The organism is Ruegeria sp. CJ3 (genome assembly GCF_056536725.1).
Map to the genome: position 1 here is coordinate 155,424 of NZ_JBQFQE010000005.1, position 22,880 is coordinate 178,303.

Sequence of the window (22,880 nt, forward strand, 5' to 3'; positions counted from 1 at the left end):
GCCATGATCCGCGACATTCCCAACGCGGCGGGCGGTATCCTCAGCTATTTCACCCGGCACCGGACGGCGGCCAATTTGCTGCTGCTGGTCATGCTGGTGCTGGGCGTCGCCGCGATCCCGAACATGCGGGCGCAGTTCTTCCCTGACGTGATCCTGGAACGCGTCGATGTGGATGTCGAATGGGATGGCGCAGGCCCCGAGGATGTCGATAACGGCATTATCCAGTTGCTGGAACCGGCGCTTTTGGCGGTCGAAGGCGTGGCCAGCACCGAATCCACCTCCCGCGAAGGCTCGGCCCGGGTGCGGCTGGAGTTTGAGCCCAACTGGGATATGTCCCGCGCCGTCGAAGAGGTGCGCACGGCAGTCGACGGCGTCACCAACCTGCCCGCAGATGCCGAAGAACCCACGATCCGACGCGGGGCGTGGCGCGACCGCGTCACGGATGTGGTCATCACCGGCCCCATCGAGGCCGAGCAACTGGCCAAATTCACCGACGAGCTGATCAGCCGCCTGTTCGCAGTCGGCGTCACGCGCACCACCATCCGGGGTCTGGCCGCCCCGCGCGTGGTGGTCGAGGTGCCCACCGCGCAACTGATCGCCAATGACATATCGCTTTCGGATATCGCCGAGGCCATCGCTGCCGAGGTTACCGCAAATCCCGCGGGCGATGTCTCGGGTGCCAATGCGCGCATCCGCACAGGCACGGAAAAACGCACCCCGGAAGAAATCGAAGGCATCGCCCTGCGCAACTTTGCCGATGGTTCAAAACTGGTCGTCGGCGATGTGGCGCAGATCCGGGTCGAGGGTGTCACCCGCAATCGCAGCTATTTCGTGGGCGACAACCCGGCCATGTCGATCCGCGTTGACCGGTCCAATCTGGGCGATGCCATCGGCATCCAGCGCGATGTCGAGGATGTGGTCGCCGAGATGCAGGCCAGCCTGCCCGAAGGTATCACAGTCGAGCTGATCCGGACCCGCGCACAAGCCATTACCGACCGTCTGGATATTCTGGTCGACAACGGTCTGGTGGGCCTTGGGCTGGTGGTCTGCCTGCTGTTCCTGTTCCTCAATGCCCGCATTGCGTTTTGGGTGGCCGCCGGTATTCCGGTGGCGATGTCAGCGGCAATTGCGCTGATGTATCTGGGCGGGCTGTCGCTGAACATGGTCTCCTTGTTCGGTTTGATCATCACGCTGGGCATCGTGGTCGATGACGCCATCGTTGTGGGCGAACACGCCGATTTCCGTGCCCGCCGTCTGGGTGAGGCGCCTATGGTGGCCGCCGAACGCGCCGCCCGCCGGATGGCGATGCCGGTCTTTGCGGCCACCGTCACCACGGTCATCGCTTTCTTTGGCCTCACCGCCATAGGTGGCCGTTTCGGTGAACTGATCCGAGACATTCCCTTCACCGTTATCGCCGTCCTGATCGCGTCGCTGATCGAATGCTTCCTGATCCTGCCCAACCATATGGCCCATGCCATCGCGCATTCGGCCAAGGAACACTGGTATGACTGGCCCAACCGCGTCGTGAACAAGGGCTTCCGCTGGGTGCGCGACCACTTGTTCCGCCCGTTGGTCGCCTGGGTGGTCTGGGCGCGCTATGTGGTGGTCGCTCTGATGGTGGTCATTCTGGCCAGCCAGATCGCGCTGTTCATCCGGGGTGATGTGAACTGGCGGTTCTTCAATGCGCCCGAACGCGGGTCAGTCACCGGTAATTTCATCATGGTCGAAGGCGCCACCCGTGCCGAGACGCTGGAAATGATGCACATGGTCCAGCAGGCCACCGAGGAACTGGGCCAGATCTACGAAGAACGCCATGGGCGCAACCCCATCGAATATGTTCTGGCAGAGGTTGGAGGGTCCGCAGGGTTCGGATTGCGCGCCGCCGATGGCAAGGATGACGACCTGCTGGGCGGCATCTCGATCGAACTGATAGACGCCGATCTGCGCCCCTATTCCAGTTTTGAGTTCGTGGGCGAGCTGCAGGATTTCGTGCCTCGCCATCCGAAGGTCGAATTGCTCAGCTTCCGCGGCTGGCGCTCGGGGCCGGGTGGGGACGCGATTGACGTGCAGTTCTACGGCGCGGACGTGAACACGTTGAAATCCGCCTCGGAAGACTTGCAGACCGAACTTTCGAAATATACCGAGGTTTCGGCGCTCGAGGACAATCTGGCCTATGACAAGGAAGAGTTCATTCTGGACCTGACCGCCCAAGGCGAGGCGCTGGGTTTCCGCATCGAAACGCTGGGCCGGGTGCTGCGCAACCGCCTGAACGGGATCGAGGCCGCAACCTTCCCAGACGGTCCGCGCAGCGCGGAAATCCGGATTGAATTACCCGAAGGCGAACTGACCGCCGACTTCCTGGAACGCACGCTGATGCGCACGCCCGATGGGGTTTATGTTCCGCTGGCTGATATCGTGTCTGTCGAGCGCAAGTCGGGTTTCTCGACCGTGCGGCGCGAAAATGGTCTGCGGGTGATCTCGGTAAATGGCGATATCTCCGAGGATGATCCGGCACAGGCTGCCGAGATCGCCCGTGCCATGCGAGAAGAAATCCTGCCCAACATCGCTGCCGAACGTCAGGTTGAATGGCGCATGGCGGGTCTCAGCGAGCAAGAGGACGAATTCCTGACCGAGGCCCGCACCGGTCTGATCCTGTGTCTGACCGGAATCTATCTGGTTCTGGCATGGGTCTTCGCAAGTTGGACGCGGCCCTTGGTGGTCATGGCGATCATACCCTTTGGCCTCGTGGGCGCGATCTGGGGGCATTACCTTTGGGGCGTGCCGCTGAGTATGTTCACCGTTGTCGGCCTGCTGGGCATGACGGGGATCATCATCAACGACTCGATTGTTCTGGTGACGACCATCGACGGATACCAACAGGAACGCGGGCTGGTGCCGTCGATTGTCGAGGGCACGGCAGACCGGTTGCGGCCCGTGATGCTGACGACGCTGACCACGGTGCTGGGGCTGACGCCGCTGATGTATGAAAGCTCGCAACAGGCGCAGTTTCTGAAGCCAACCGTGATCACTCTGGTCTATGGGCTGGGCTTTGGCATGGCCCTGATCCTGCTGCTGGTGCCCGCGTTGCTGGGTATCCTGAATGATGTCTCGCGCCCGATGACGTCGATGCGGCGTGCCCTTCGTGCGCCGGATCGGGTGGTGCGCAATGCCGTGCGCGCGACGGCTGCGGCGCTGGCAGTCTGGCTGGGGGCGACGATGCTGTGGCCTGCGGTGACCGGGGCACCCTTGGCAGTGCTTTCTGGCTTTTACCCAGCCGCCGAAGGTCCGAGTATTTTGCAGATGGGTTTCGGCGTTTTCGCCGCCGGGGCAACCGTGATCCTGCTGGTTGGCGTGCTGCTGTCCAGCCTGCTCTATGCGCGCCTGTCAGGCCGGGCCGAGGCCTGATCGGGTGATCGCAAGCCGCAGCAGGTCGGGCACCCGGTCGCTCATCGGAAGATCGCCCGTGATGATCTGATCCACCGGAAACCACCGCGCATCCCGGGCGTCATCCGCCGCAACGGGCGTGCCCGAGACATACCGGCAGGCGACGCCCACAAGCAGGTAATGCGCCCGCACCTGCCCATCGTCCCCCCGCAGCAGCAGGTCGAGATTGTCGAGATAGGTCACAGGGTCGGCAATCACACCGGTCTCTTCCCGCAGCTCGCGGGTGGCGGCGTCCAGCACGGTTTCACCCCATTCCACATGGCCGCCGGGAAATCCCCACAGCCCCGCATCGGGTTGCTTGTTGCGCTGAACCAACAGCACTTGCCCCTCATGCAGGACAACGGCCAAGGCACCAATCTTTGGGGTCTGGTTCATCCCGGTCAGCCTGCGCTGCACCCCTGAATGTCAACCGCGTGGTTTGCGCCCAGAACGGTGATCCGTACCTCGGACCGATCCAGCGCAAACGGTCCGCCCGAGGCGCTGATGACCTCGGAACTGGCAACCAATGTGTTCCCCTGACGATGCGTTTCGGGCTGCGATGCCCAGAGTGTCGGATTGCCCGGCTCGATCACGGCGAACTCGGCCCCGCCCGCCGAGGGCATGGTGATATGCGCTTCGATCTGCATCCCGTCGGCTGTGGGCGTCAGACGGCAGGTCGCGTTCGCCACGCCGGCCTCACGCTCGGAAAACGGGCGCTGAGCGAGGGCTGCGGCAATGGCCGGGTTGCGCCCGGCCTCGGCGTCCAGCGTATGATCGAAATCCAGCTGGCCTGGCACGCAGACATCCTTGCAGACGCCCAGATCCATCTCGCCGCGTAGGCGCACAGGCTTGGCAGGATTTTTGGGCGTGATCTCGACCGGCAGAACCAGTTGATCCTCATATCCGACTGACCGCAGCCCGTTCTGGTCAAACACGCTGGGCGCGGGCCATGTGATGGAGATATCGGCGACATTGCCGGACCCGTTCCAGTCAAATTGCGGCGGAATGCCCGCATCGCCCGGCGCGCGCCAGTAAGTTTTCCACCCGTCTTCCAACGTCAGACGCAAGGCCCCCTGATAGGTGCCGTTGGCGGTCTTGCCGCCATCCAACACCTCAAGCTGCACCAGATTGTCGACCCCTTGTGCAAAGGCAGGGGCTCCAAGACAAAGACTGGCGGCAAGGGCCGCTGCGGCGGGTTTGCAAAGCGTTTTCATAGCCAGAACATGCGCATTCCGCAGGTGAATGCCAAGTCACGTTCCGGTCACCCGGCTGAAATGCACTGAAATGCGGGCTGATCCCTTGCTATTCCCGGTTCCGCAGGGTCATTCTAGGGTCAACCCAGAACGCAAGAGATGTCTGCTGATGGACCTTACGGGAAAACTGTTGATTGCGATGCCCGGCATGGGCGACCCGCGATTCGAGCATTCGGTCGTCTATATCTGCAGCCATGGCGAAGATGGCGCGATGGGACTGATCGTGAACAAGCCCTCGGACCTGCGGATCAAGACCCTGCTGGAACAGCTCAATATCGCCTGCACCATCCCTGTCGTCGGGGAACGGCTGGTGCAGTTCGGCGGTCCTGTCGAGATGTCGCGCGGTTTTGTCCTGCACAGCTCGGACTACGATGCGAACCTGCATTCGATGCAGATCACAGATGATTTCAGCATGACCGCGACGCTGGATGTGCTCGAGGATCTGGCCTCAGGCAAGGGGCCGCTGAACTCGATGCTGGCGCTGGGCTATTCCGGCTGGGGACCTGATCAACTTGAGGATGAGATCGCCATGAATGGCTGGCTGACGACCGAGGCGTCTTCGAAACTGGTCTTCGACGTGCCCGATGATGAGAAATGGGAAGCGGCTTTGGCGACCCTTGGGGTCGATCCGCTGACCCTGTCCGCCAGCGCAGGGCGCGCCTAGTCGCGCGGCGCGGCGGCGCGGCGCAGGCGGTCGTTGATGGCTGCGCCCAGCCCGTGATCGGGAATCGGAGACACCGCAATCGGGCGACCAATTTCGTTAAGCTTATGCAAGGCTGCGAATAGATTGGCGGCGGCCTCGGGCAAGCTGCCCGTTTCGGACAGGTTAAGGTCACAATCGACCGGGCCAAAGCCCAGCAGCACGTCGTCGCCTTGGCGCGCGTTGGCGTTCAGGCGCACAGGCGCATCCGGCGCATAATGGGATTGCAACTGCCCTGGCGCAGTCAGCAACTCACCCGGCTGATGATGGTGAAGTGTGGTCTGCAGAACCTCTTCGATCTGTTCCAGCGCAACACCACCCGGACGCAGCAGGGCAGGGGCACCGGCCAGTCCGACGATGGTGGATTCAAGCCCGACGCCGCATGGGCCATCGTCCAGAATAGCGGCAATACGCCCATCCAGTCCTGCCCGGACATGGGCTGCGGTGGTGGGACTGATCTGGCCGGAGGGATTGGCCGAAGGCGCCGCCACCGGGCCATCAAGCGCCGCCAGCAGCGCGCGGGCGGTGGGATGTGCGGGTACGCGGACGGCCAGCGTTTCCAGCCCTGCCGTGACCAGCGAGGATATCCCATGGCCTTCCCGCAGCGGCAGGACCAGCGTCAGGGGCCCCGGCCAGAAAGCCTGCGCCAGTTGTTCGGCCTGATCGGTCCAGTCCACGAACCGTTTCGCGGTCTCGACCGACGCCACATGCGCGATCAGCGGGTTGAAGCTGGGCCGCCCCTTGGCCTCATAGATCGCGGCCACGGCTTCTCCGTTCCGCGCGTCACCGCCCAGGCCATAGACCGTCTCGGTGGGGAAGGCGACCAAGAGCCCCTGCCGCAGCAGATCGGCGGCATGGGCGATGCTATCCGGGTCTGCCGATAAGTCGTGGGTGCCGAGAAAGGTCATAGGTCGTGACGCCGCGTTTTGGTTGCGTGATGATCAGGTCACGGTAGGTAATCGTGCCAGCCCAGATGAATACCGGCGTGGGGCCGGGATTCCAACCCCACGCACCGAACATGCCAGAACCCAGAGGGAACCCATGCCCTATCGCGCCCCTATTTCCGACTATGAATTCCTGTTTCGCAACGTGATCGGCTTTGACCAGATCGCCGCGACCGAGAAGTTTTCAGAGGCAAGCGCGGATGTGGTCAGCGCTATTCTGACCGAAGCGGGGAAGATGTGCGAAGAGGTCATGGCTCCGCTGCAGCGCCCCGGCGATCTGGAACCCGCGCGGTTGGAAAACGGCGTATTGCGCACCTCTCCGGGCTATGCAGAGGGGTGGAAGGCGATTGCCGAAGGCGGCTGGATCGGGATGAGCGGAGACCCCGAATATGGCGGTATGGGCCTGCCCATGACCATGACCACCGCCGTGAACGAGATGATGAGCGCGGCCTGCCTGTCGCTGCAACTGGCTCCGTTGATGACGCAGGGCCAGATCGAAGCGCTGGAGCATCATGCGAGCGACGAGCTGAAAGCGCTCTATCTGCCCAAGATGATGGCAGGGGAATGGTCGGGCACCATGAATCTGACCGAAGCGCAGGCCGGGTCGGATGTGGGAGCGCTGACCTCGAAGGCCGAAGACAACGGCGACGGCACCTATTCGGTCACGGGGCAGAAGATTTACATCTCGTGGGGCGACAATGATTTCTGCGAAAACGTCTGCCATCTGGTTCTGGCCCGCCTGCCGGATGGTGTGCCGGGAACCAAGGGGATTTCGCTGTTTCTGGTGCCGAAATACATCCCTGATGAGAACGGCAATCCCGGCGTGGCCAATGACCTGAAAGTCGTGTCGCTGGAACACAAGATGGGCCTACATGGCTCGCCGACCTGCGTGATGCAGTATGACGGGGCCAAGGGCTGGCTGGTTGGTGAAGAGCATGGCGGCATGGCTGCGATGTTCACCATGATGAACAATGCACGTCTGGGTGTCGGCGGCGAAGGCGTTGGTGCGGCCGAAGGGGCCTATCAGCATGCGCTGGCCTATGCGCTGGAGCGTAAGCAGGGCAAGACGCCCTCGGGCACCATCATCGACCACGCGGATGTGCGGCGGATGCTGATGTCGATGCGCGCGGATGTGTTTGCGGCGCGGGCAATCATGCTGGCCAATGCTGCTGCGATCGATATGGCGCAGGCCACGGGCGATGCGGATTGGGCGGCGCGGGCTGCTCTGCTGACACCGATCTGCAAGGCTTTCGGGACTGAGACCGGTATGCGCGTGTCCGAAACCGGGGTTCAGGTGCATGGCGGCATGGGTTTCATCGAAGAAACCGGCGCGGCGCAGTATTACCGCGATGTGCGCGTGACCGCGATTTACGAAGGTACCAACGGTATTCAGGCCATGGACCTCGTGGCGCGGAAGATGATGGATGGGGGCGAGGCGGCCTCGAACCTGCTGGACGAAATCGAGGATCAGGCCGAAAAAGCCCGCGCCACGATGCCAGAACTCGCCGGTCCGGTTTGGGAGGCCACCGAGTCCCTGCGCGAAGCCACCGAATGGCTGGTGGCGCAATCGGATATGAACACACGGTTCGCCGGGGCCACCGCGTATCTCAAGGCCTTCGCACGGGTTCTGGGCGGGCATTATCACCTGTCGGCGGCGCTGACCGACCCTGACGGACCGCGCGCCAAACTGGCACGTTACTACATCAATGCGTTGCTGCCGGAACATACCGGCCTGCTGGCGCAGGCGCAGAACGGGGCGGACGATCTCTATGCCCTCAGCGTGGAAGAACTAGCGCTGTGATGGACGGTGAGACCCCACAGACGATCCGCTATCCCTGGCCCGAGGCCCCTGCGCCCGGCGAGACGGTGGAGATTGCCGAGGGGGTTTTGTGGATCAGGTTGCCTCTGCCCATGGCGCTGGATCATGTGAATGTCTACGCGCTGGATGATGGCGATGGCTGGACGGTGATCGACACCGGTATCTCATCGAAGAAAACGCGCGGTATCTGGCAGACGCTGATTGAGGGGCCTTTGGCAGGCAAGCCCGTCCATCGCGTGGTCGTGACCCATCACCACCCCGACCATGTGGGCAATGCGGGCTGGTTCCAGACCGAGCATGGCGCAGAACTGGTCACCAGCCGTACCGCTTGGCTGTTCGCGCGGATGCTGACGCTGGATGTGCAAGAGAACTGGCCGAAGGAAACGCTGGATTACTACCGCAGCGCCGGTATGGACGCGGATGTGCTGGCCGGTCGGATGGCCGAGCGTCCGTTTAACTTCGCCGACACCGTCTATCCCATGCCGCTGGGCTTTACCCGCATCAAACAGGGCGATGTGATCCGCATGGGCGGGCGCGATTGGGACGTGCATATGGGCAATGGCCACGCGCCCGAGCATTGCACCTTCTGGAGCCGCGACGACAATCTGGTGCTGACCGGCGATCAGATACTCAGTTCGATCAGTTCCAACCTCGGCGTCTACGCGACCGAGCCGATGGCCGATCCCGTTGCCGACTGGCTTGAGGCCTGCGAGCGCCTGCAACCTTTGGCCCGTCCCGATCATCTGGTACTGGGCGGGCACAAGCTGCCCTTCACCGGGCTGCCCGTTCGGATGCGCCAGTTGATCGACAATCACCACGGCGCTCTGGAACGCCTTTTGGCCGATCTCGATCAGCCTAAAACCGCTGCCGAGTGCTTTGCCCCGCTGTTCAAGCGCACGATCAAGGGTGGCGAATACGGTCTCGCGCTGGTCGAGGCGGTTGCACATATGAACCATCTCTACCACATTGGAGCTGTCACCCGGACGCGTCGCGCGGACGGGGCGTGGGAATATCAGCGCAAAGGGTAAAGCGATGCAGGACCAGATCGAAACCTCGGCCGAGGCCGCAGAATCCGCGGCGTTGCCCCGCTGTTACGAGGTCCACGCCAACCCAGAGACCGCCTCGGGCAACAAGGACCTGCCCAAACCGCTGCAAAAACCGGTCGAGACCAAAAGCCCGGCGCAATGGGCCTATGAGCGGCTGATCATGTACATTCAGAATTTCGAGAAGACGCTGGATGGTGACCACGAGGTCGCAATGGGGTTCACCGGCGGCGACGCGGGCGTGATGCGGATCGAGGGCATGGGCTATTTCGATCCCGATATCATTACCTTCTACGGCTCGGATGGCGGCGGTGCCAAGACCCAACTGGTGCAGCATGTCAGCCAGTTGAACGTGATGCTGCGCGCGCTGCCCAAGGTGGTCGAGAACAAACCGGCCAATCGCATCGGTTTCCGGCTGGCGGCGGATCTGGAAGAGAACTGACACCACGCTTGCAATTCATGTCTACGCAGCCTTGAATGAGCGCATTATTCAGGAGGCCCGCGCGTGACCAATTTCTCAGCCGTTACAACCGCCTATCGCGGCGCATGGGCCCGGCGGCGCGTCTTTGTGCCGATCTATCTGGCGGTGCGCTTGCTGCTGGTCGCCCTGATTGCACCGGGCGTTGCCATAGCGGTCAATCTTGCGGTGTCGCTGTCGGATCAATCCGCGCTGACCGATCAGGATATCGCCATGTTCCTGCTATCGCCCGCAGGTTTTATTGCGGCGGTCGCGGTGCTGAGCCTGTTCCTGCTGGCCGAGGTCTTCGTCTTTTCCGTCATGGCCGGATCGCTGCGCATGGGCGAAAGCGATCCGTGGCGGGCGGGCAGCGCCTCGATCCGGTTGATCCTGACGCGTCTTCCCGCGCTCTTTGCGTTTGCCGCCCGCTTCATCCTGCGTGTTCTGATACTTGCGCTGCCCTTTGTGGCGGTGGCAGGCCTGATCGCGTGGTGGATGCTGACGGAATACGACATCAACTACTATCTCACCTTTCACCCGCCCTCTTTCTGGGTCGCGGTGGGGCTGATCGGCCTTGTGGTGCTGTGCCTCGCCTGGGTTCTGATCCGCAGGCTCTCGGCCTGGGCGCTGGCGCTGCATCTGGTGCTGTTTGAAGGGGCCAAACCGGCCGAGGCGTTTCCGATCAGCGCAGAGCGCATGGAAGGCCGGCGCGGGCGGCTGAAAATCCAGCTCGGCCTTTGGCTTGTGCTGCGCGTCGTGATCGCCGCGTTGATTGCCGCCGTGGTCGGGCTGCTTTTCGACCTCATTCCGCTGGAACAGGGTACCAATCTGCGGTTTGCGCTGATCCTCAGCCTGATCGTTGCGGGTCTGTGGTCGCTGGCCGGGCTAGTGCTGGCGGCCATTGCGCTGGGCGCGCTGGCGGTGCTGCTGGATGGCTTTTTCGATACCGAGGGGCGGGAGGTGCCGCATCCCGAACCGGGCAACCTGCGCGCGCCGCTTTATGCCGTGGTGGGCGGGGCCGCCGTTGCGGTTCTGATCGGCCTCTGGTCCGGGCAGGAACTGCTGGAGCGTATTCAGGCCCCGGATCATGCGGATGTCATCGGTCACCGGGGCGCGGCAGCGATCCGGCCTGAGAACACCATGGCAGCGGTCGTCAAAGCCATCGAGGACGGCGCCGATTGGGTCGAGATTGACGTGCAGGAAACGGCGGATGATGTGGTCATCATCGCTCATGACAGCGATTTCATGAAGCTGGCCGGCGTGCCGCTCAAGGTCTGGGACGCAACGATGGAGGATGTGGCCGAGATCGATATCGGCAGCTGGTTCGACCCGGATTATGCCTCGGAACGCACGCCCACGCTGCGCGATGTGCTGGAGGCCGCCAAGGGCAAGTCCAAGGTAATTATCGAGCTGAAATACTATGGCCATGATGTTGATCTGGAAAACCGCGTGGCGTCGATTGTCGAAGAACTGGATATGCAGGACGACATCGCCACCATGTCGCTGAAATACCCGGCGGTGCAGAAGATGAAAGCGCTGCGCCCTGACTGGCGCGCCGGGGTTCTGGCCGCGACCGCCGTCGGCGATCTGTCAGGGTTGGATGGCGACTTCGTTGCTGTCAATGCGGCGACGGTGACGCCGGGCCTGATCCGCTCGGTCCATGAGGCGGGCAAGGATATCTATGTCTGGACTGTGAACGACCCTTTGCAAATGTCCGCGATGGCCTCGATGGGCGTCGACGGGTTGATCACCGACCGCCCCGCGATGGCCCGTGAAGTGCTGCGTGTCCGCGCCGAAATGGGCCCGGGTGAGCGGATCATGCTGTGGCTGGCGACGACCTTCGGGATGTCGGTCGATACCTCGGAAATGCGCGATGAAAGCCCTTAAGTACGCCGCCTTGCTGATCGGTTATGCGCTGCCCGCCGCCGCGCAGGACCTGATGCGCAGCGTCGAAATGCCCGCGCATCGCGCGCTGATGGCCAAGGCCGGCGACGCCGAGTTGACGCCGTTTGAAACCGATGGCTGCTCGGGCGGGTTGTCTTCAAGCTGGCGGCTGGTGGCCGAAACCTTCCCCAAGTTCAGCCTGCTCTATGAGGCGCATCCGCCTTGGGAATACTGCTGCGTCACCCATGACCGCGCCTATCATAACGCGGGCAGCGCCATGCAGGCGGATACCAGTTTCGACGCCCGTCTCGCCGCTGATGACGCACTGAGGGCCTGCGTCGCAGCCCATGGTGAAACCCATGCCGAGGACTATGCCGAACGCTATGACATGACGCCCGACCAGATCCGCTCGGTCCATTCGATCACCTCCGAAGCGATGTTCATGGCCGTCCGCTTTGGCGGTGGGCCCTGCAGCGGGCTGCCGTGGCGCTGGGGGTTCGGCTATCCGGGCTGCACAATCTTTGACCCGACTGCGCGCGAATGACGTCGTGACAGGCCCGGAATTTTGCATTATCCAACATTTCAAACACGCGAATTGGGATTCTGAGACACATGGCTGATCACAAGCACGGCGAGATGGACATCACCGTTCAAACCAAGACCTTTGACGGGTTCGTCAAGTTCACCACATGGTGCGTGGTGGCGATTGTCTTCCTTTGCATCTTCCTAGCCGTCTTCGCAGCGTAATACCGTTCCGAAGCGCGTTTCCTTTGTTCAGGATATTGATAGCCTGCCTGCTGGCACTGACTGTCGCAGGCTGTGCCGGGTCGCAACGCCCGCAGGCTGACCCGTCTGAAATCGTGGCCCGATCCTATCGTGACCCGGGGCCATCGACGCTGACGCTTTACACGATGATCAACACGCGCACCGGATCGGGGGCGCATACCTCTTTGATGATCAGCGGCAGTGAGCGGGTGATCTTTGACCCCGCCGGGTCGTTCCGGGCCGATGTGGTGCCGATCAAGGATGACGTGCTGTATGGCATCACCCCCAATGTCGAGCGTGCCTACCGCAGCAGCCACGCGCGTGAGACGCATTACGCCCGCATCCAGACCATCGAAGTGACGCCGCAACAGGCCGAGGTCGCGTTGCAACTGGCCAAGCAGATGGGTCCGGTGGCCGGGGCCTATTGCGCCAACTCGACCGCGCAGCTGTTGCAGCAGGTGCCGGGGTTCGATCAGATCAGCACAACCTTCTACCCGGTGAAACTGTCGGATCAGTTCGGTCAGTTGCCGGGCGTTGTCACCACCGAATACCGTGAGAATGACAATGCCGATCTGCAGCAGGGTCTGGCTGAGAACAACGCCCGCCTCAACCAGTTGGAAGCGGCCTCAACCAACTAGGTAGAGCAGCCCATAGAGCGTAGTAGCCCCTGAAAAGATGGCTGCCAGCACGTTCTTGGTGATCACGCCAATCCCCAGCGCCACTGCCGCCGCCGCCATGCGCGGCAGGTCCGGCTGCCCGTCGGTGGCCGAGGGCCAGACCACGAGCGGCGCGATCAGGGCGGGGATGATGGCCACCGCTGTATAGCGCAGATGACGCAACAGCCAGGGTGGCATCGGGCGGTCCCCGACCAGACCGATGAAGGTAAAGCGCAGAAGATAGCTGCCCACGGCCAGCCCGAGGATGATGATCCAGATGGTGGTTGGGGTGATCTGGGTCATGGCTTGCTCCGCTCGAACATCAGTTCAGCCTGTGCGCCCGCGATCATCCCCGCCGCGCCTGCAATCAGCAGGCCAAGATTGAACGGCACCGCGACGGTCAGCAGGGCGACCACAATGGCAACCAGCGCCGCCACCACATGGGCCAATGTGCGCATCATCGGCCCGATCATGGCCAGAAAGGTGATCGGCAGTGCAAAATCCAGCGCCCAGCTTTCGGGGATTTGCGCCCCCAACACCGCGCCCAGATAAGTGCCCAGAATCCACAGCGGTGTGATCGGCGTCACCGAGCCCAGGAAATAGACCATCCGCTGGGGCACAGTCATGCGCGGCTCTTTCTCGAACTGCACGATGGAACAGGCGTAAGACTGATCCACGATCAGATAGGCGGCACAAGCCCGCTGCCACAACGGGGCCGCCCCCAGATAGGGCGTCAGCGAGGCCGAATACATCGCCACCCGCAGATTCACCGCCAGAGCCGAGATCAGCACGATCACCGTGGGTGTGTTGTCCTGCAGCAGTTGCAGCGCGGTGAACTGCGCCGCCCCCGCAAAGACGGTGGCGGAAAAGGCCATGGTTTGGACCACGTTCAGCCCGGCCTCGGTGGCGAAAACGCCGAACAGCAGGCCAAAGGGGACGGCGACAAAGACAAAGGGCGTCCCGTCGCGAAAACCTTTCCAGAAGTATGACTTGGATGTGGCAGAGGCCATGGCTAAATCCTATGGTGACCGCAGCAGCAGTAGCCGTCTTGGGAAAGGGTTGCAATTGGCCACGGAAATCGACCTGTCCGACTATCTCATCGCCCCCGATCCGGGCGCTGCCCGCCTGACCCGCGCGGTCGAGGGTGTGGACCAGAATGGCGAGGTCAGCCAGATCTCGGTGGTCGAGGAACGCCCGCTGACGATTTTCCTCAACGCGCAGGAAATCGTGACCGCGATGACCATCGGTGACTATCCCGAGTATCTGGCGCTGGGGTTTCTGCGCAATCAGGGCATGTTGCTGGCGGATGATGAAATCACGCGTGTCGACTATGACGACGATCTGGAAACCGTGGTCGTGCGCACCGCGCGCGAGACGTCCTATGAAGACAAACTCAAGAAAAAGACCCGCACCAGCGGCTGTGCGGTCGGCACGGTCTTTGGCGACATGATGGAGGGGCTTGAGGATGTGCGCCTGCCGCAAACGCAGGTCCGAACCTCGTGGCTCTATGATCTGGCGGCCAAGATCAACCGCACCCCGTCGCTGTACCTTGAGGCCGGGGCCATCCACGGCACGGTGCTCTGCCGTGACAACCGCCCGTTGGTCTATATGGAGGATGTGGGTCGCCACAACGCCGTCGACAAGATCGCAGGCTGGATGCTGTCCGAGGGTGAAGGGGCGGCAGATAAAATCCTCTATACAACTGGGCGCTTGACCTCTGAGATGGTGATCAAGACCGCGATGATGGGCATCCCGGTTCTGGCCTCTCGCTCGGGCTTCACCGCCTGGGGCGTCGAGATCGCGCGCGAGGTTGGCCTGACCCTGATCGGCCGGATGCGCGGCCAGCGGTTCGTCTGTCTTTCGGGCGAGGACCGGCTGCTGCGCGATATCGACCCGGCGACGGTTCCGGTCGAGGACAAAAAGCACAAACGCAAAAGCGCCCAGCCCTGATCTGCCAGCGCGCGAAAGCAGCGCTTAGAAAATTTCGTGATTTCTGATAGATGTAAGGATCAAGGCGATCAGACTGTCAGGAAAGCGGGCCGCGTCTGCCCCAAGCGCAACATGGAACTCATCAACCTCATAGCGCCGGTCTTTGCGGTGATCCTCACGGGCTACGCATTTTCGTGGACCAAATTGCTGAGCGAGGACACATCGGACGCGCTGGTGCAATTTGCGGTCTATGTCCTGATCCCGGCCATCATGTTCTATCTGATCGGGCAAGAGGAATTCGCGAACCTTCTGAATTACGGCTTCTACATCGCCTATGGCGGCACGCTGCTGGCCCTGTTCATCGTTTTGTTCTTCATCCTCAGGGCCATGACTGGGTTTCACGCCGGATCGGCCACCGTCGCGGCTTTTGCCGGTGTTGCATCGAATACCGCGCTTGTGGCCCTGCCGATCCTGCACGCGATCTTCGGGGCGAAAGGAGCTTTGCCCGCGGTGCTGGCCAATCTGGTCGTGGCGATCTTGCTGCTGATCATGACCACGACACTTGAAACCACTGCAGGGCACAAGGCCGGGGTGCGGACACCGATCCACAAAATCTTGCTCAACGTCCTGAAGAACCCGATCATCGCGGCAACCCTGCTGGGTGTGGCCTATTCTGCGACAGGTCTTGGCTTTTCGGACGCTGTGTCGGACTATCTTGAGCTTCTGAGCGGCGCTTTGGCCGCGGTCGCGCTGTTTGCGATCGGGTTCACCACCAGCGTCCGAACGATCGTGCAAACCGGCCCGCTGATCCTGTTTCTGACCGTGATGAAACTGATCGTAGCCCCCGGGCTTGTGCTGCTGGCGGCACATCTGATCGGGCTTGATCCGCTGTGGACCATTGCGGCGACGGTTTCTGCGGCTGTGCCGACGGCCAAGAATGTTTTCCTGCTGGCCAAGCACTATGATCAGGAACCCAAGCTGGCGGCCCATATCGTGTCGATGACATCGTTCCTGTCGGTCGGAACCCTGATCCTGTGGCTGTTTGTCCTGCACCATCTCTATCCAACCGCGTTTCAATTGAACTGAGTTCGCTCTACAACCGGGCAAGGGCCGTCTGATCGCGGCGAAGGGAACAGGGTACTATGGGTAAAACTCTGGGTGTGATTCTGGCAGGCGGCCTCGCCACCCGCATGGGTGGCGGCGACAAGGGGCTGCTGCAGGTGGGCGGGCACAGCCTGCTGCATCATGTGATCAACCGGCTGCGACCTCAGGTCGACGGGCTGGCGCTGAACGCCAATGGCGAGGCGGCGCGGTTTACCGATCTGAACCTGCCGGTCATCGCGGATTCGATCGACGGATTCGCCGGTCCTTTGGCTGGTGTATTGGCCGGGCTCGACTGGGCCGCCGAACAGGGGGCCGATAGCATCGTCACCGCCGCCGCCGACACGCCGTTCTTTCCGCGCGATCTGGTGGCGCGGCTGACGCAAGTTGCCGAGGGGCAGGCGCATCCACTGGTACTGGCCACCACGCCGCGCACCGGCGACGAGGCACTGAAATCGGGCGGCAGCAAGCGCGTGAACCGGCACCCGACGTTCGGCCTCTGGCCCGTGGCGCTGCGCGATGATCTGCGGGCTGCACTGACCGGGGGCTTGCGCAAGGTGGTGCTGTGGACAGATCAGCATGACGGGCGCGAGGCCCTGTTTTCAGCCGAGCCGTTCGACCCCTTCTTCAACGTCAACACCCCCGACGATCTGGCCCGCGCCGAAACCCTGCTGGAGCAGGCATGAGGGTCTACGGCGTCACCGGCTGGAAAAACGCGGGCAAAACCGGGTTGATGGAGCGGCTGGTGGCCGAGATCACCGGTCGCGGCCTGTCGGTCTCGACCGTCAAACACGCGCATCATGCGGTTGATGTGGACCAGCCCGGCACCGACAGTTACCGCCACCGCACGGCGGGCGCGTCCGAGGTGTTGCTGGCCTCGGGCAAACGTATCGCCCTGATGCAGGAGTTGCGCGGCGCGCCAGAACCATCGCTGGCCGAGCTGCTGGCCCGCCTCTCGCCGGTTGATCTGGTGCTGATCGAAGGCTTCAAACGCGAGGCCCATCCCAAGGTCGAGGCATTCCGCGCCGTGGCAAACAACCCCCTGATTGCCCCCGATGACCCGACCATCCGCGCGGTCGCCAGCGACACGCCGCTGGATCTGGACCGCCCGGTCTTTGACCTGAACAACACCGCTGCCATCGCGGATTTCATCCTGCAAGAGGTCGGGCTATGAGCAAACCGGACATCACCCCTCCGCCCCTGCGCAACGATTGCTTTGCCCTGCCTGCCGGGGTCAACTGGACGCCTGTCGATGACGCGCTGGCCCTGCTGCGCGAGCGCCTGACGGTGGTGACCGGGGTCGAAACCGTGCCTCTGATGCAGGCCACGGGCCGCATTCTGACCGAGGATGTGATTGCCGGACGCTCAAACCCGCCGCAGCCGAACACGGCGGTGGACGGCTATGGCTTTGCCGGGGCGATGCCGGAAGGTCCCTGTGTTTTGCCTCTGATCGAGGGTCGCGCGGCGGCGGGTGTTCCCTTCGACGGCTCGGTGCCCGCGGGCCACGCCATCCGTATCCTGACCGGCGCGGCCCTGCCCGAAGGGGTTCAGACGGTCATTTTGGAAGAGGATGTGACGGTTCAGGATGGCCATATCGCCTTTCACGGCCCTCTGAAACAGGGCGCGAACACACGCAAAGCCGGGGAGGATGTGGCCGAGGGGGCCGTGGCGCTGCCTGCCGGGCGGCAGGTCACGCCTGCGGATTTGGCGCTGATGTCTGCGGTGGGCGTCAGCCAAGTCGCGGTCCGCAAAGTGCTGCGTGTGGGGGTCTTGTCCACGGGCGATGAGCTGGTCGAACCCGGTGATCCCGCAGGGCCGGGGCAAATATTTGACGCCAACCGCCCGATGCTGCTGTCGCTGATCGCGCGCATGGGGTTTGAGGCGGTCGATCTTGGCCGGGTGCCTGATGACCGGGCCGCCCTGCAACTCCGGCTGGATGAGGCGGCAGAACAGGCGGATGTGATCCTGACCAGCGGTGGCGCTTCGGCGGGGGATGAAGACCATGTCTCGGCCCTGCTGCGCGCGGCAGGCGCCATGCAGGAATGGCGCATTGCGCTGAAACCGGGGCGTCCTTTGGCGCTGGGCCTGTGGCAGGGTACGCCCGTCTTCGGTCTGCCCGGCAACCCGGTCGCAGCACTGGTCTGCACCCTGATCTTCGCCCGCCCGGCGCTGTGCCTGATGGCCGGTGCGGGCTGGCAGGCACCGCAGGGTTTCGATGTGCCTGCCGCCTTTGAGAAGCGCAAGAAACCGGGCCGCCGTGAATATCTGCGTGCCCGCATCCGCGACGGTCGGGCCGAGGTCTTCCGGTCAGAGGGTTCGGGTCGGATCAGCGGCCTCAGCTGGGCCGAAGGACTGGTCGAGATCGAAGACGGAGCCCGCCACATTCAGCCCGGTGATCCCGTGCGCTTCATCCCTTACGGCAGCTTCGGGCTCTGAGGCGCCCTAATCGAACGTCCCCGCCACACGCCCCACCAGCATAAAGGCTCGTGCGGTGCGGGTTTCGCCCAATGCGGTCAGTTCGGCATCGCTGGCATCGGGTTCAAAATCGGCGATCATGTGGTCGAAGCGGCGCAGGAAATGATGCGCCGCATCGCGAAAGATCGGATCCTGCTTCATCCGCGCTGCCGTCAGCGCCAGCGAGGACCGGTCGCGGATACCGCCCAACGTCGCCACCGCGCGACCGCGCGCCCCTTGGGCAAACTGCCGCCAGACCTCAGGCCGGGCCATGTCGGGGCGCAGGTCGTCCATATAGATCCCCTCCTGGCTCAGCAGGGTCAGAACATCCTGCGAGGCCTGCACCAGCTGCGCCGCCTTGCGGTCCCTCAGCGCAAGGCGCAGGGCGTCGAAACCCGCCGTATCGTCCTGCGTTTCGGGAAAGTTCAGCGCCCGGATGAAGACATCCCGCGGCAGGGGCGGCGCGATCTCTTCGGCCAACGTCCCCAGCTCCAGCGAGGTTTGGTTGGCCGGTTCAGCCGCGCGCTTGCCGGGCCGCATCGGTTCGGCCCGATTGGTCGAAAAGGTCGCCAGCGCGCTTTCGGTCTTTTTCGCGGTTTCGGCGATCTCGTCCAGCTTCTTGCCTACGGTCGGCTCATAGGTGCTGGCCGCGCGCTGCGCTTGGGTGACATAGCTGTTGCGGATCGCATCGATTGCGGTCTGCAGCCGTGCGCTTTCCTCGCGCATGACCCGGCTGGCGCGCATGGCCACCGCTGCGACCCAGATCATCGCCACCGGCAGGAACACGGCCAGCGCGGTGACAATAAACCCGCCTTGCCCGGCACCGGGCAGCACCAGAAACACCACCGACACCACCAACCACACCAGGCTGAGCGCAGCCGCCGCGATCTCGATTCCGGTCACCGAGGGGTGGCCCGGTCGGTCATAGATGCCCAGCGAGGTCGGCTTGTTGTCTTCCGGATCAGGGTCGGTGTCGGACATGACAGGACGCTCCGGGATCAGGCGTAGGTGATGCTCAGGATTTCATAGGACCGCACGCCGCCGGGGGTGCGCACCTCGACGCTGTCGCCTTCATCCTTACCGATCAAAGCGCGCGCGATGGGCGATTTGATGTTCAAAAGACCCGCTTCGATATTGGCCTCATACTCGCCCACGATCTGCCAGGTCTTTTCTTCGTCGGTGTCTTCATCGACCAGCGTCACCTTGGCCCCGAACTTCACCGCACCCGACAGCTTGGTCGGATCGATCACATCAACCAGCGACAGCACGCCCTCAAGCTCTTTGATGCGGCCTTCGATAAAGCCCTGCTTTTCACGGGCCGAGTGGTATTCGGCGTTTTCCTTCAGGTCGCCGAGTTCGCGCGCCGAGGCAATTGCCTCGATAATCGCCGGGCGCTCGACGGACTTCAGGTTCTTCAGCTCCGCCTCAAGCGCGGCATTGCCCGCAGGCGTCATGGGGATTTTTTCCATAGTCTTGTCATCCACGCATAAACTGTGACGCCCCGCCGCCAGAAATCAGCGTCGGGGCGAATGATGGGTCGGCATTTACCTGACCTAAATGAGGCGTGAATTGCAAGGGGGCAGGCGCGTGTTGTGACGCAACCCGCAACTTAGCGCCGTTTCGGCGGCGGCGGTTCTCGCCTGTGGCGCGATCCCATAAGGTCGCCGCGCCGCCAGCGATGGGCCTCGGACCCCAGCCAGAGCAGTTCAATCATACTGGACCACCTCGAACTCGATGCCGTTCTCGTCGCGGAAATAGAACCGGCGGCCCGGCTCGTAATCGGCGTGATTATGCGGCTCGAACCCGGCCTTTTTGACCTTGGCCTCGGTGGCATCCAGATCCTCGACCAACACGCCCACATGGTTCAACCCGCCGACAACGTCATAGCTGCTGTTGGTCAGAGGCTTGGGGTCACCGGGGTTATACAGCGCAAGGTAGGTGTGCGGCCCGCCGACATGCACGGTATAGCCGCCCGCGATGGCCGGGCCTTCCCAGCGGGTTTTCCAGTCAAAGACCTTTTCCATCCACGCGGCCGACGCTTTGGGGTCGCGGACCGTGAAATTGGTGTGTTCAAGCGTCGCCATCATGGGATCTCCTTTGCGAATTGAGGCTTGTCCCGACTCATCGTAATTTCTAAACCTAACTTTAGGTCAAGGATTATTTGCGAGGGTGCCATGGCAGTATCTGAAGGGCTTGCAATTGGCGCACTGGCCCGGCGCACCGGGCTGGCGGTGTCGGCGATCCGGTATTACGAGGCGCAGGGCCTGATTGCGCCGTGGCGTAATGCGGGTGGGCAGCGGCGCTATCAGCGGGCGGACATCAGGCGGCTGAGCTTTGTCATGATCGCCCAGCAGTTTGGTCTGACCCTGCCGGAAATCCGCGAGGTTCTGTCAGGCCTGCCGGGCAATCGCACACCCACGCCGCAGGACTGGAAGGCGATCAGCGTCAATCTGCGCGCGAATCTGGATCAGCGAATCGATACGCTGATGCGTCTGCGCGACAATCTGGACGGCTGCATTGGTTGCGGTTGCCTCAGCCTGCCAAAATGCAGGCTTTACAACCCCGATGACCGGGCCAGATCCCATGGTAGCGGTCCCAGATACCTGATGGGGGATGCGCCAGAGGCGTGATGTGTCGAATAGCGGCATTGTTACGCCGTGTTTCGATTGACCAAACTCTTTCAGACCATGTAATCAGCCGTGAAACAATATTGCGCCGACCACGCAGTGAAAGCGCCAATTCGGAAAGTTAGCTAAGGAGCCCGCGATGGCCGAGATTGAACGCGAAGCGATGGAATATGACGTGGTGATCGTGGGCGCTGGCCCCGCGGGCCTGTCTGCGGCCATCCGTCTGAAACAGCTGGATGCCGACCTGAATGTCGTGGTTCTGGAAAAGGGCTCGGAAGTGGGCGCACATATCCTGTCGGGCGCGGTGCTGGACCCCTGTGGGCTGGATGCGCTGATCCCGGACTGGAAGAAAAAAGGCGCTCCGCTGAATACGCCGGTGAACGAAGACAACTTCTATATGCTGGGCGAGGCCGGTCAGATCCGCATTCCCAATGCGCCGATGCCGCCGCTGATGAACAACCACGGCAACTACATCGTCTCGATGGGCAATGTCTGCCGCTGGATGGCCGAACAGGCCGAGGAGCTGGGCGTGGAAATCTTCCCCGGCATGGCTTGTTCCGAACTGGTCTATGGCGACGATGGCGAAGTCAAAGGCGTCGTGGCCGGTGTCTTCGGGCTGGAGGCAGACGGCTCCTATGGCCCCAACACCGAACCGGGCATGGAGCTGCACGGCAAATACGTCTTCCTGTCGGAAGGCGTGCGCGGCTCGCTGTCCAAGGAAGTGATCGCCAAATACGACCTGTCTGCTGGCAAAGAGCCGCAGAAATACGGCGTTGGCATGAAAGAGATCTGGGAGATTGATCCCGCCAAGCACAAGGAAGGCTCGGTCACGCACACCATGGGCTGGCCTTTGGGCAGCAACGCAGGCGGCGGGTCCTTCATCTATCACCTTGAAAACAATCAGGTCTATGTCGGCTTTGTGGTCCACCTGAACTACAAGAACCCGCACCTGTATCCCTACATGGAATTCCAGCGCTTCAAGCACCACCCGATGGTGGCCGAGCTGCTGAAAGGCGGCAAGCGCGTGGCCTATGGTGCCCGTGCCATCACCGAAGGCGGCTATCAGTCGATGCCGAAACTGGTCGCGCCCGGCGTGGCGCTGCTGGGCTGCTCGGCGGGCATGGTCAACGTGCCGCGCATCAAGGGCAACCACAACGCCATGCTGTCGGGCAAAGCCGCGGCCGAGGCTGCCTTTGACGCCATCAAGGCCGACCGCTCGGGTGATGAGCTGACCGCCTATGAAACCGACGTGCGCGAAGGCGCCATCGGGTCGGACCTGAAAAAGGTGCGCAACGTCAAGCCGATGTGGTCCAAATGGGGCCTTTTGCCCTCGCTGGCGCTGGGCGGGCTGGATATGTGGACCAACACGCTGGGCTTTTCGCTGTTTGGCACCATGGGCCACGGCAAAAGCGATGCCGAGGCCACCGAAGAAGCCAGCCAGCATCAGCCCATCGACTATCCCAAACCCGATGGCACGCTGTCCTTCGACCGCCTGACCAACGTGTCCTTTGCGATGACCAATCACGAGGAAAGCCAGCCCTGCCATCTGCGGCTGTCCGACCCCGAGATCCCGGTTAAGGTGAACCTGCCGAAGTTCGACGAACCGGCACAGCGCTACTGCCCCGCAGGCGTCTACGAGATGGTCGAGGATGAGGGCGAGCCGCGATTCGTCATCAACTTCCAGAACTGCGTGCATTGCAAAACCTGCGACATCAAGGATCCCAGCCAGAACATCACCTGGACCACGCCGCAGGGCGGGGACGGGCCGAACTACCCCAATATGTAGGCGGGAACACGGGCTCTGGCGGCGTCGTGAAGGCTCTGC

24 protein-coding genes are annotated in these 22,880 nt (G+C 62.7%); 16 read left to right on the plus strand and 8 right to left on the minus strand.

Annotated elements, in window-relative coordinates; all coding sequences use genetic code 11:
- Positions 1 to 3 precede the first annotated feature (3 nt).
- On the plus strand, positions 4 to 3,405 hold the full coding sequence (locus tag ACR0J1_RS11080; protein WP_480732886.1) for an efflux RND transporter permease subunit: 3,402 nt from the start codon (positions 4 to 6) through the stop codon (positions 3,403 to 3,405).
- Here ACR0J1_RS11080 and ACR0J1_RS11085 read toward each other — a convergent pair.
- Positions 3,385 to 3,819 carry an NUDIX hydrolase gene (locus ACR0J1_RS11085; protein ID WP_480732887.1) on the minus strand — a complete coding sequence of 145 codons (435 nt, stop codon included), beginning with the start codon at positions 3,817 to 3,819 and terminating at the stop codon, positions 3,385 to 3,387. The two genes, ACR0J1_RS11080 and ACR0J1_RS11085, sit on opposite strands and share 21 nt — an antisense overlap.
- A gap of 5 nt (positions 3,820 to 3,824) precedes the next feature.
- Positions 3,825 to 4,637, minus strand: coding sequence for a protein-disulfide reductase DsbD domain-containing protein (locus tag ACR0J1_RS11090; RefSeq protein ID WP_480732888.1), 813 nt, complete (start codon positions 4,635 to 4,637; stop codon positions 3,825 to 3,827).
- A gap of 148 nt (positions 4,638 to 4,785) precedes the next feature.
- On the opposite strand from ACR0J1_RS11090, the gene ACR0J1_RS11095 reads away from it, so the two are divergent.
- On the plus strand, positions 4,786 to 5,340 hold the full coding sequence (locus tag ACR0J1_RS11095; RefSeq protein WP_480732889.1) for a YqgE/AlgH family protein: 555 nt from the start codon (positions 4,786 to 4,788) through the stop codon (positions 5,338 to 5,340).
- Here ACR0J1_RS11095 and ACR0J1_RS11100 read toward each other — a convergent pair.
- Complete coding sequence (locus ACR0J1_RS11100; RefSeq protein WP_480732890.1) at positions 5,337 to 6,284, minus strand: L-threonylcarbamoyladenylate synthase; 948 nt, start codon at positions 6,282 to 6,284, stop codon at positions 5,337 to 5,339. The two genes, ACR0J1_RS11095 and ACR0J1_RS11100, sit on opposite strands and share 4 nt — an antisense overlap.
- Positions 6,285 to 6,417: 133 nt before the next feature.
- Here ACR0J1_RS11100 and ACR0J1_RS11105 point away from each other — a divergent pair, with 133 nt between their 5' ends.
- The 7 genes from ACR0J1_RS11105 (at position 6,418) to ACR0J1_RS11135 (ending at position 12,926) form a co-directional block, all read left to right on the plus strand.
- Complete coding sequence (locus ACR0J1_RS11105) at positions 6,418 to 8,121, plus strand: acyl-CoA dehydrogenase family protein (RefSeq protein WP_480732891.1); 1,704 nt, start codon at positions 6,418 to 6,420, stop codon at positions 8,119 to 8,121.
- On the plus strand, positions 8,121 to 9,167 hold the full coding sequence (locus tag ACR0J1_RS11110) for an MBL fold metallo-hydrolase (RefSeq protein WP_480732892.1): 1,047 nt from the start codon (positions 8,121 to 8,123) through the stop codon (positions 9,165 to 9,167). The genes ACR0J1_RS11105 and ACR0J1_RS11110 overlap by 1 nt, the downstream gene beginning before the upstream one ends.
- 4 nt (positions 9,168 to 9,171) lie before the next feature.
- Positions 9,172 to 9,624, plus strand: a complete 453-nt coding sequence (locus ACR0J1_RS11115) for a DUF6173 family protein (RefSeq protein ID WP_480732893.1) — start codon at positions 9,172 to 9,174, stop codon at positions 9,622 to 9,624.
- A 63-nt stretch (positions 9,625 to 9,687) separates the two neighbouring features.
- Positions 9,688 to 11,526, plus strand: a complete 1,839-nt coding sequence (locus ACR0J1_RS11120; RefSeq protein ID WP_480732894.1) for a glycerophosphodiester phosphodiesterase family protein — start codon at positions 9,688 to 9,690, stop codon at positions 11,524 to 11,526.
- A complete protein-coding gene (locus tag ACR0J1_RS11125) occupies positions 11,513 to 12,067 on the plus strand; it encodes a hypothetical protein (protein WP_480732895.1) in 555 nt (184 codons plus the stop codon). Before ACR0J1_RS11120 ends, ACR0J1_RS11125 begins: the two co-directional genes overlap by 14 nt.
- 68 nt (positions 12,068 to 12,135) lie before the next feature.
- Positions 12,136 to 12,270, plus strand: a complete 135-nt coding sequence (locus ACR0J1_RS11130) for an aa3-type cytochrome c oxidase subunit IV (RefSeq protein WP_480531848.1) — start codon at positions 12,136 to 12,138, stop codon at positions 12,268 to 12,270.
- Between the two features lie 23 nt (positions 12,271 to 12,293).
- On the plus strand, positions 12,294 to 12,926 hold the full coding sequence (locus ACR0J1_RS11135; RefSeq protein WP_480732896.1) for a hypothetical protein: 633 nt from the start codon (positions 12,294 to 12,296) through the stop codon (positions 12,924 to 12,926).
- Here the strand turns inward: ACR0J1_RS11135 and ACR0J1_RS11140 are convergent.
- Both ACR0J1_RS11140 and ACR0J1_RS11145 read right to left on the minus strand, forming a co-directional pair.
- Positions 12,915 to 13,247, minus strand: coding sequence for an AzlD domain-containing protein (locus ACR0J1_RS11140; protein ID WP_480732897.1), 333 nt, complete (start codon positions 13,245 to 13,247; stop codon positions 12,915 to 12,917). The two genes, ACR0J1_RS11135 and ACR0J1_RS11140, sit on opposite strands and share 12 nt — an antisense overlap.
- Positions 13,244 to 13,954, minus strand: a complete 711-nt coding sequence (locus tag ACR0J1_RS11145; RefSeq protein WP_480531854.1) for an AzlC family ABC transporter permease — start codon at positions 13,952 to 13,954, stop codon at positions 13,244 to 13,246. Before ACR0J1_RS11145 ends, ACR0J1_RS11140 begins: the two co-directional genes overlap by 4 nt.
- Here ACR0J1_RS11145 and ACR0J1_RS11150 point away from each other — a divergent pair.
- From ACR0J1_RS11150 to ACR0J1_RS11170, 5 genes are all read left to right on the plus strand, one after another.
- Entirely contained in the window at positions 13,953 to 14,894 is a 942-nt protein-coding gene (locus ACR0J1_RS11150) for a formate dehydrogenase accessory sulfurtransferase FdhD (protein ID WP_480732898.1), read from the plus strand. The genes ACR0J1_RS11145 and ACR0J1_RS11150 overlap by 2 nt on opposite strands.
- Positions 14,895 to 15,005: 111 nt before the next feature.
- Positions 15,006 to 15,959: an AEC family transporter gene (locus ACR0J1_RS11155; RefSeq protein ID WP_480732899.1), complete on the plus strand. Its 954-nt coding sequence runs from the start codon at positions 15,006 to 15,008 to the stop codon at positions 15,957 to 15,959.
- A 56-nt stretch (positions 15,960 to 16,015) separates the two neighbouring features.
- The gene (gene mobA, locus ACR0J1_RS11160) at positions 16,016 to 16,660 is read left to right on the plus strand and encodes a molybdenum cofactor guanylyltransferase MobA (RefSeq protein WP_480732900.1); all 645 of its coding nucleotides are present in this window, start codon (positions 16,016 to 16,018) and stop codon (positions 16,658 to 16,660) included.
- On the plus strand, positions 16,657 to 17,148 hold the full coding sequence (gene mobB / locus ACR0J1_RS11165) for a molybdopterin-guanine dinucleotide biosynthesis protein B (RefSeq protein ID WP_480732901.1): 492 nt from the start codon (positions 16,657 to 16,659) through the stop codon (positions 17,146 to 17,148). The genes mobA and mobB overlap by 4 nt, the downstream gene beginning before the upstream one ends.
- Positions 17,145 to 18,410: a molybdopterin-binding protein gene (locus ACR0J1_RS11170; RefSeq protein WP_480732902.1), complete on the plus strand. Its 1,266-nt coding sequence runs from the start codon at positions 17,145 to 17,147 to the stop codon at positions 18,408 to 18,410. The genes mobB and ACR0J1_RS11170 overlap by 4 nt, the downstream gene beginning before the upstream one ends.
- Before the next feature lie 6 nt (positions 18,411 to 18,416).
- On the opposite strand, the gene ACR0J1_RS11175 is transcribed toward ACR0J1_RS11170, so the two are convergent.
- The 3 genes from ACR0J1_RS11175 to ACR0J1_RS11185 all read right to left on the minus strand — a co-directional run bounded on the left by ACR0J1_RS11175 (position 18,417) and on the right by ACR0J1_RS11185 (position 20,515).
- A complete protein-coding gene (locus tag ACR0J1_RS11175) occupies positions 18,417 to 19,409 on the minus strand; it encodes a hypothetical protein (RefSeq protein WP_480732903.1) in 993 nt (330 codons plus the stop codon).
- Positions 19,410 to 19,426: 17 nt separating this feature from the next.
- Positions 19,427 to 19,897, minus strand: coding sequence for a transcription elongation factor GreA (gene greA, locus ACR0J1_RS11180; RefSeq protein ID WP_480531867.1), 471 nt, complete (start codon positions 19,895 to 19,897; stop codon positions 19,427 to 19,429).
- Positions 19,898 to 20,134: 237 nt separating this feature from the next.
- Complete coding sequence (locus ACR0J1_RS11185) at positions 20,135 to 20,515, minus strand: VOC family protein (RefSeq protein ID WP_480732904.1); 381 nt, start codon at positions 20,513 to 20,515, stop codon at positions 20,135 to 20,137.
- An 87-nt stretch (positions 20,516 to 20,602) separates the two neighbouring features.
- On the opposite strand from ACR0J1_RS11185, the gene soxR reads away from it, so the two are divergent.
- Positions 20,603 to 21,058, plus strand: a complete 456-nt coding sequence (gene soxR / locus ACR0J1_RS11190) for a redox-sensitive transcriptional activator SoxR (protein ID WP_480732905.1) — start codon at positions 20,603 to 20,605, stop codon at positions 21,056 to 21,058.
- Between the two features lie 136 nt (positions 21,059 to 21,194).
- The gene (locus tag ACR0J1_RS11195; protein WP_480732906.1) at positions 21,195 to 22,841 is read left to right on the plus strand and encodes an electron transfer flavoprotein-ubiquinone oxidoreductase; all 1,647 of its coding nucleotides are present in this window, start codon (positions 21,195 to 21,197) and stop codon (positions 22,839 to 22,841) included.
- Positions 22,842 to 22,880 lie beyond the last annotated feature (39 nt).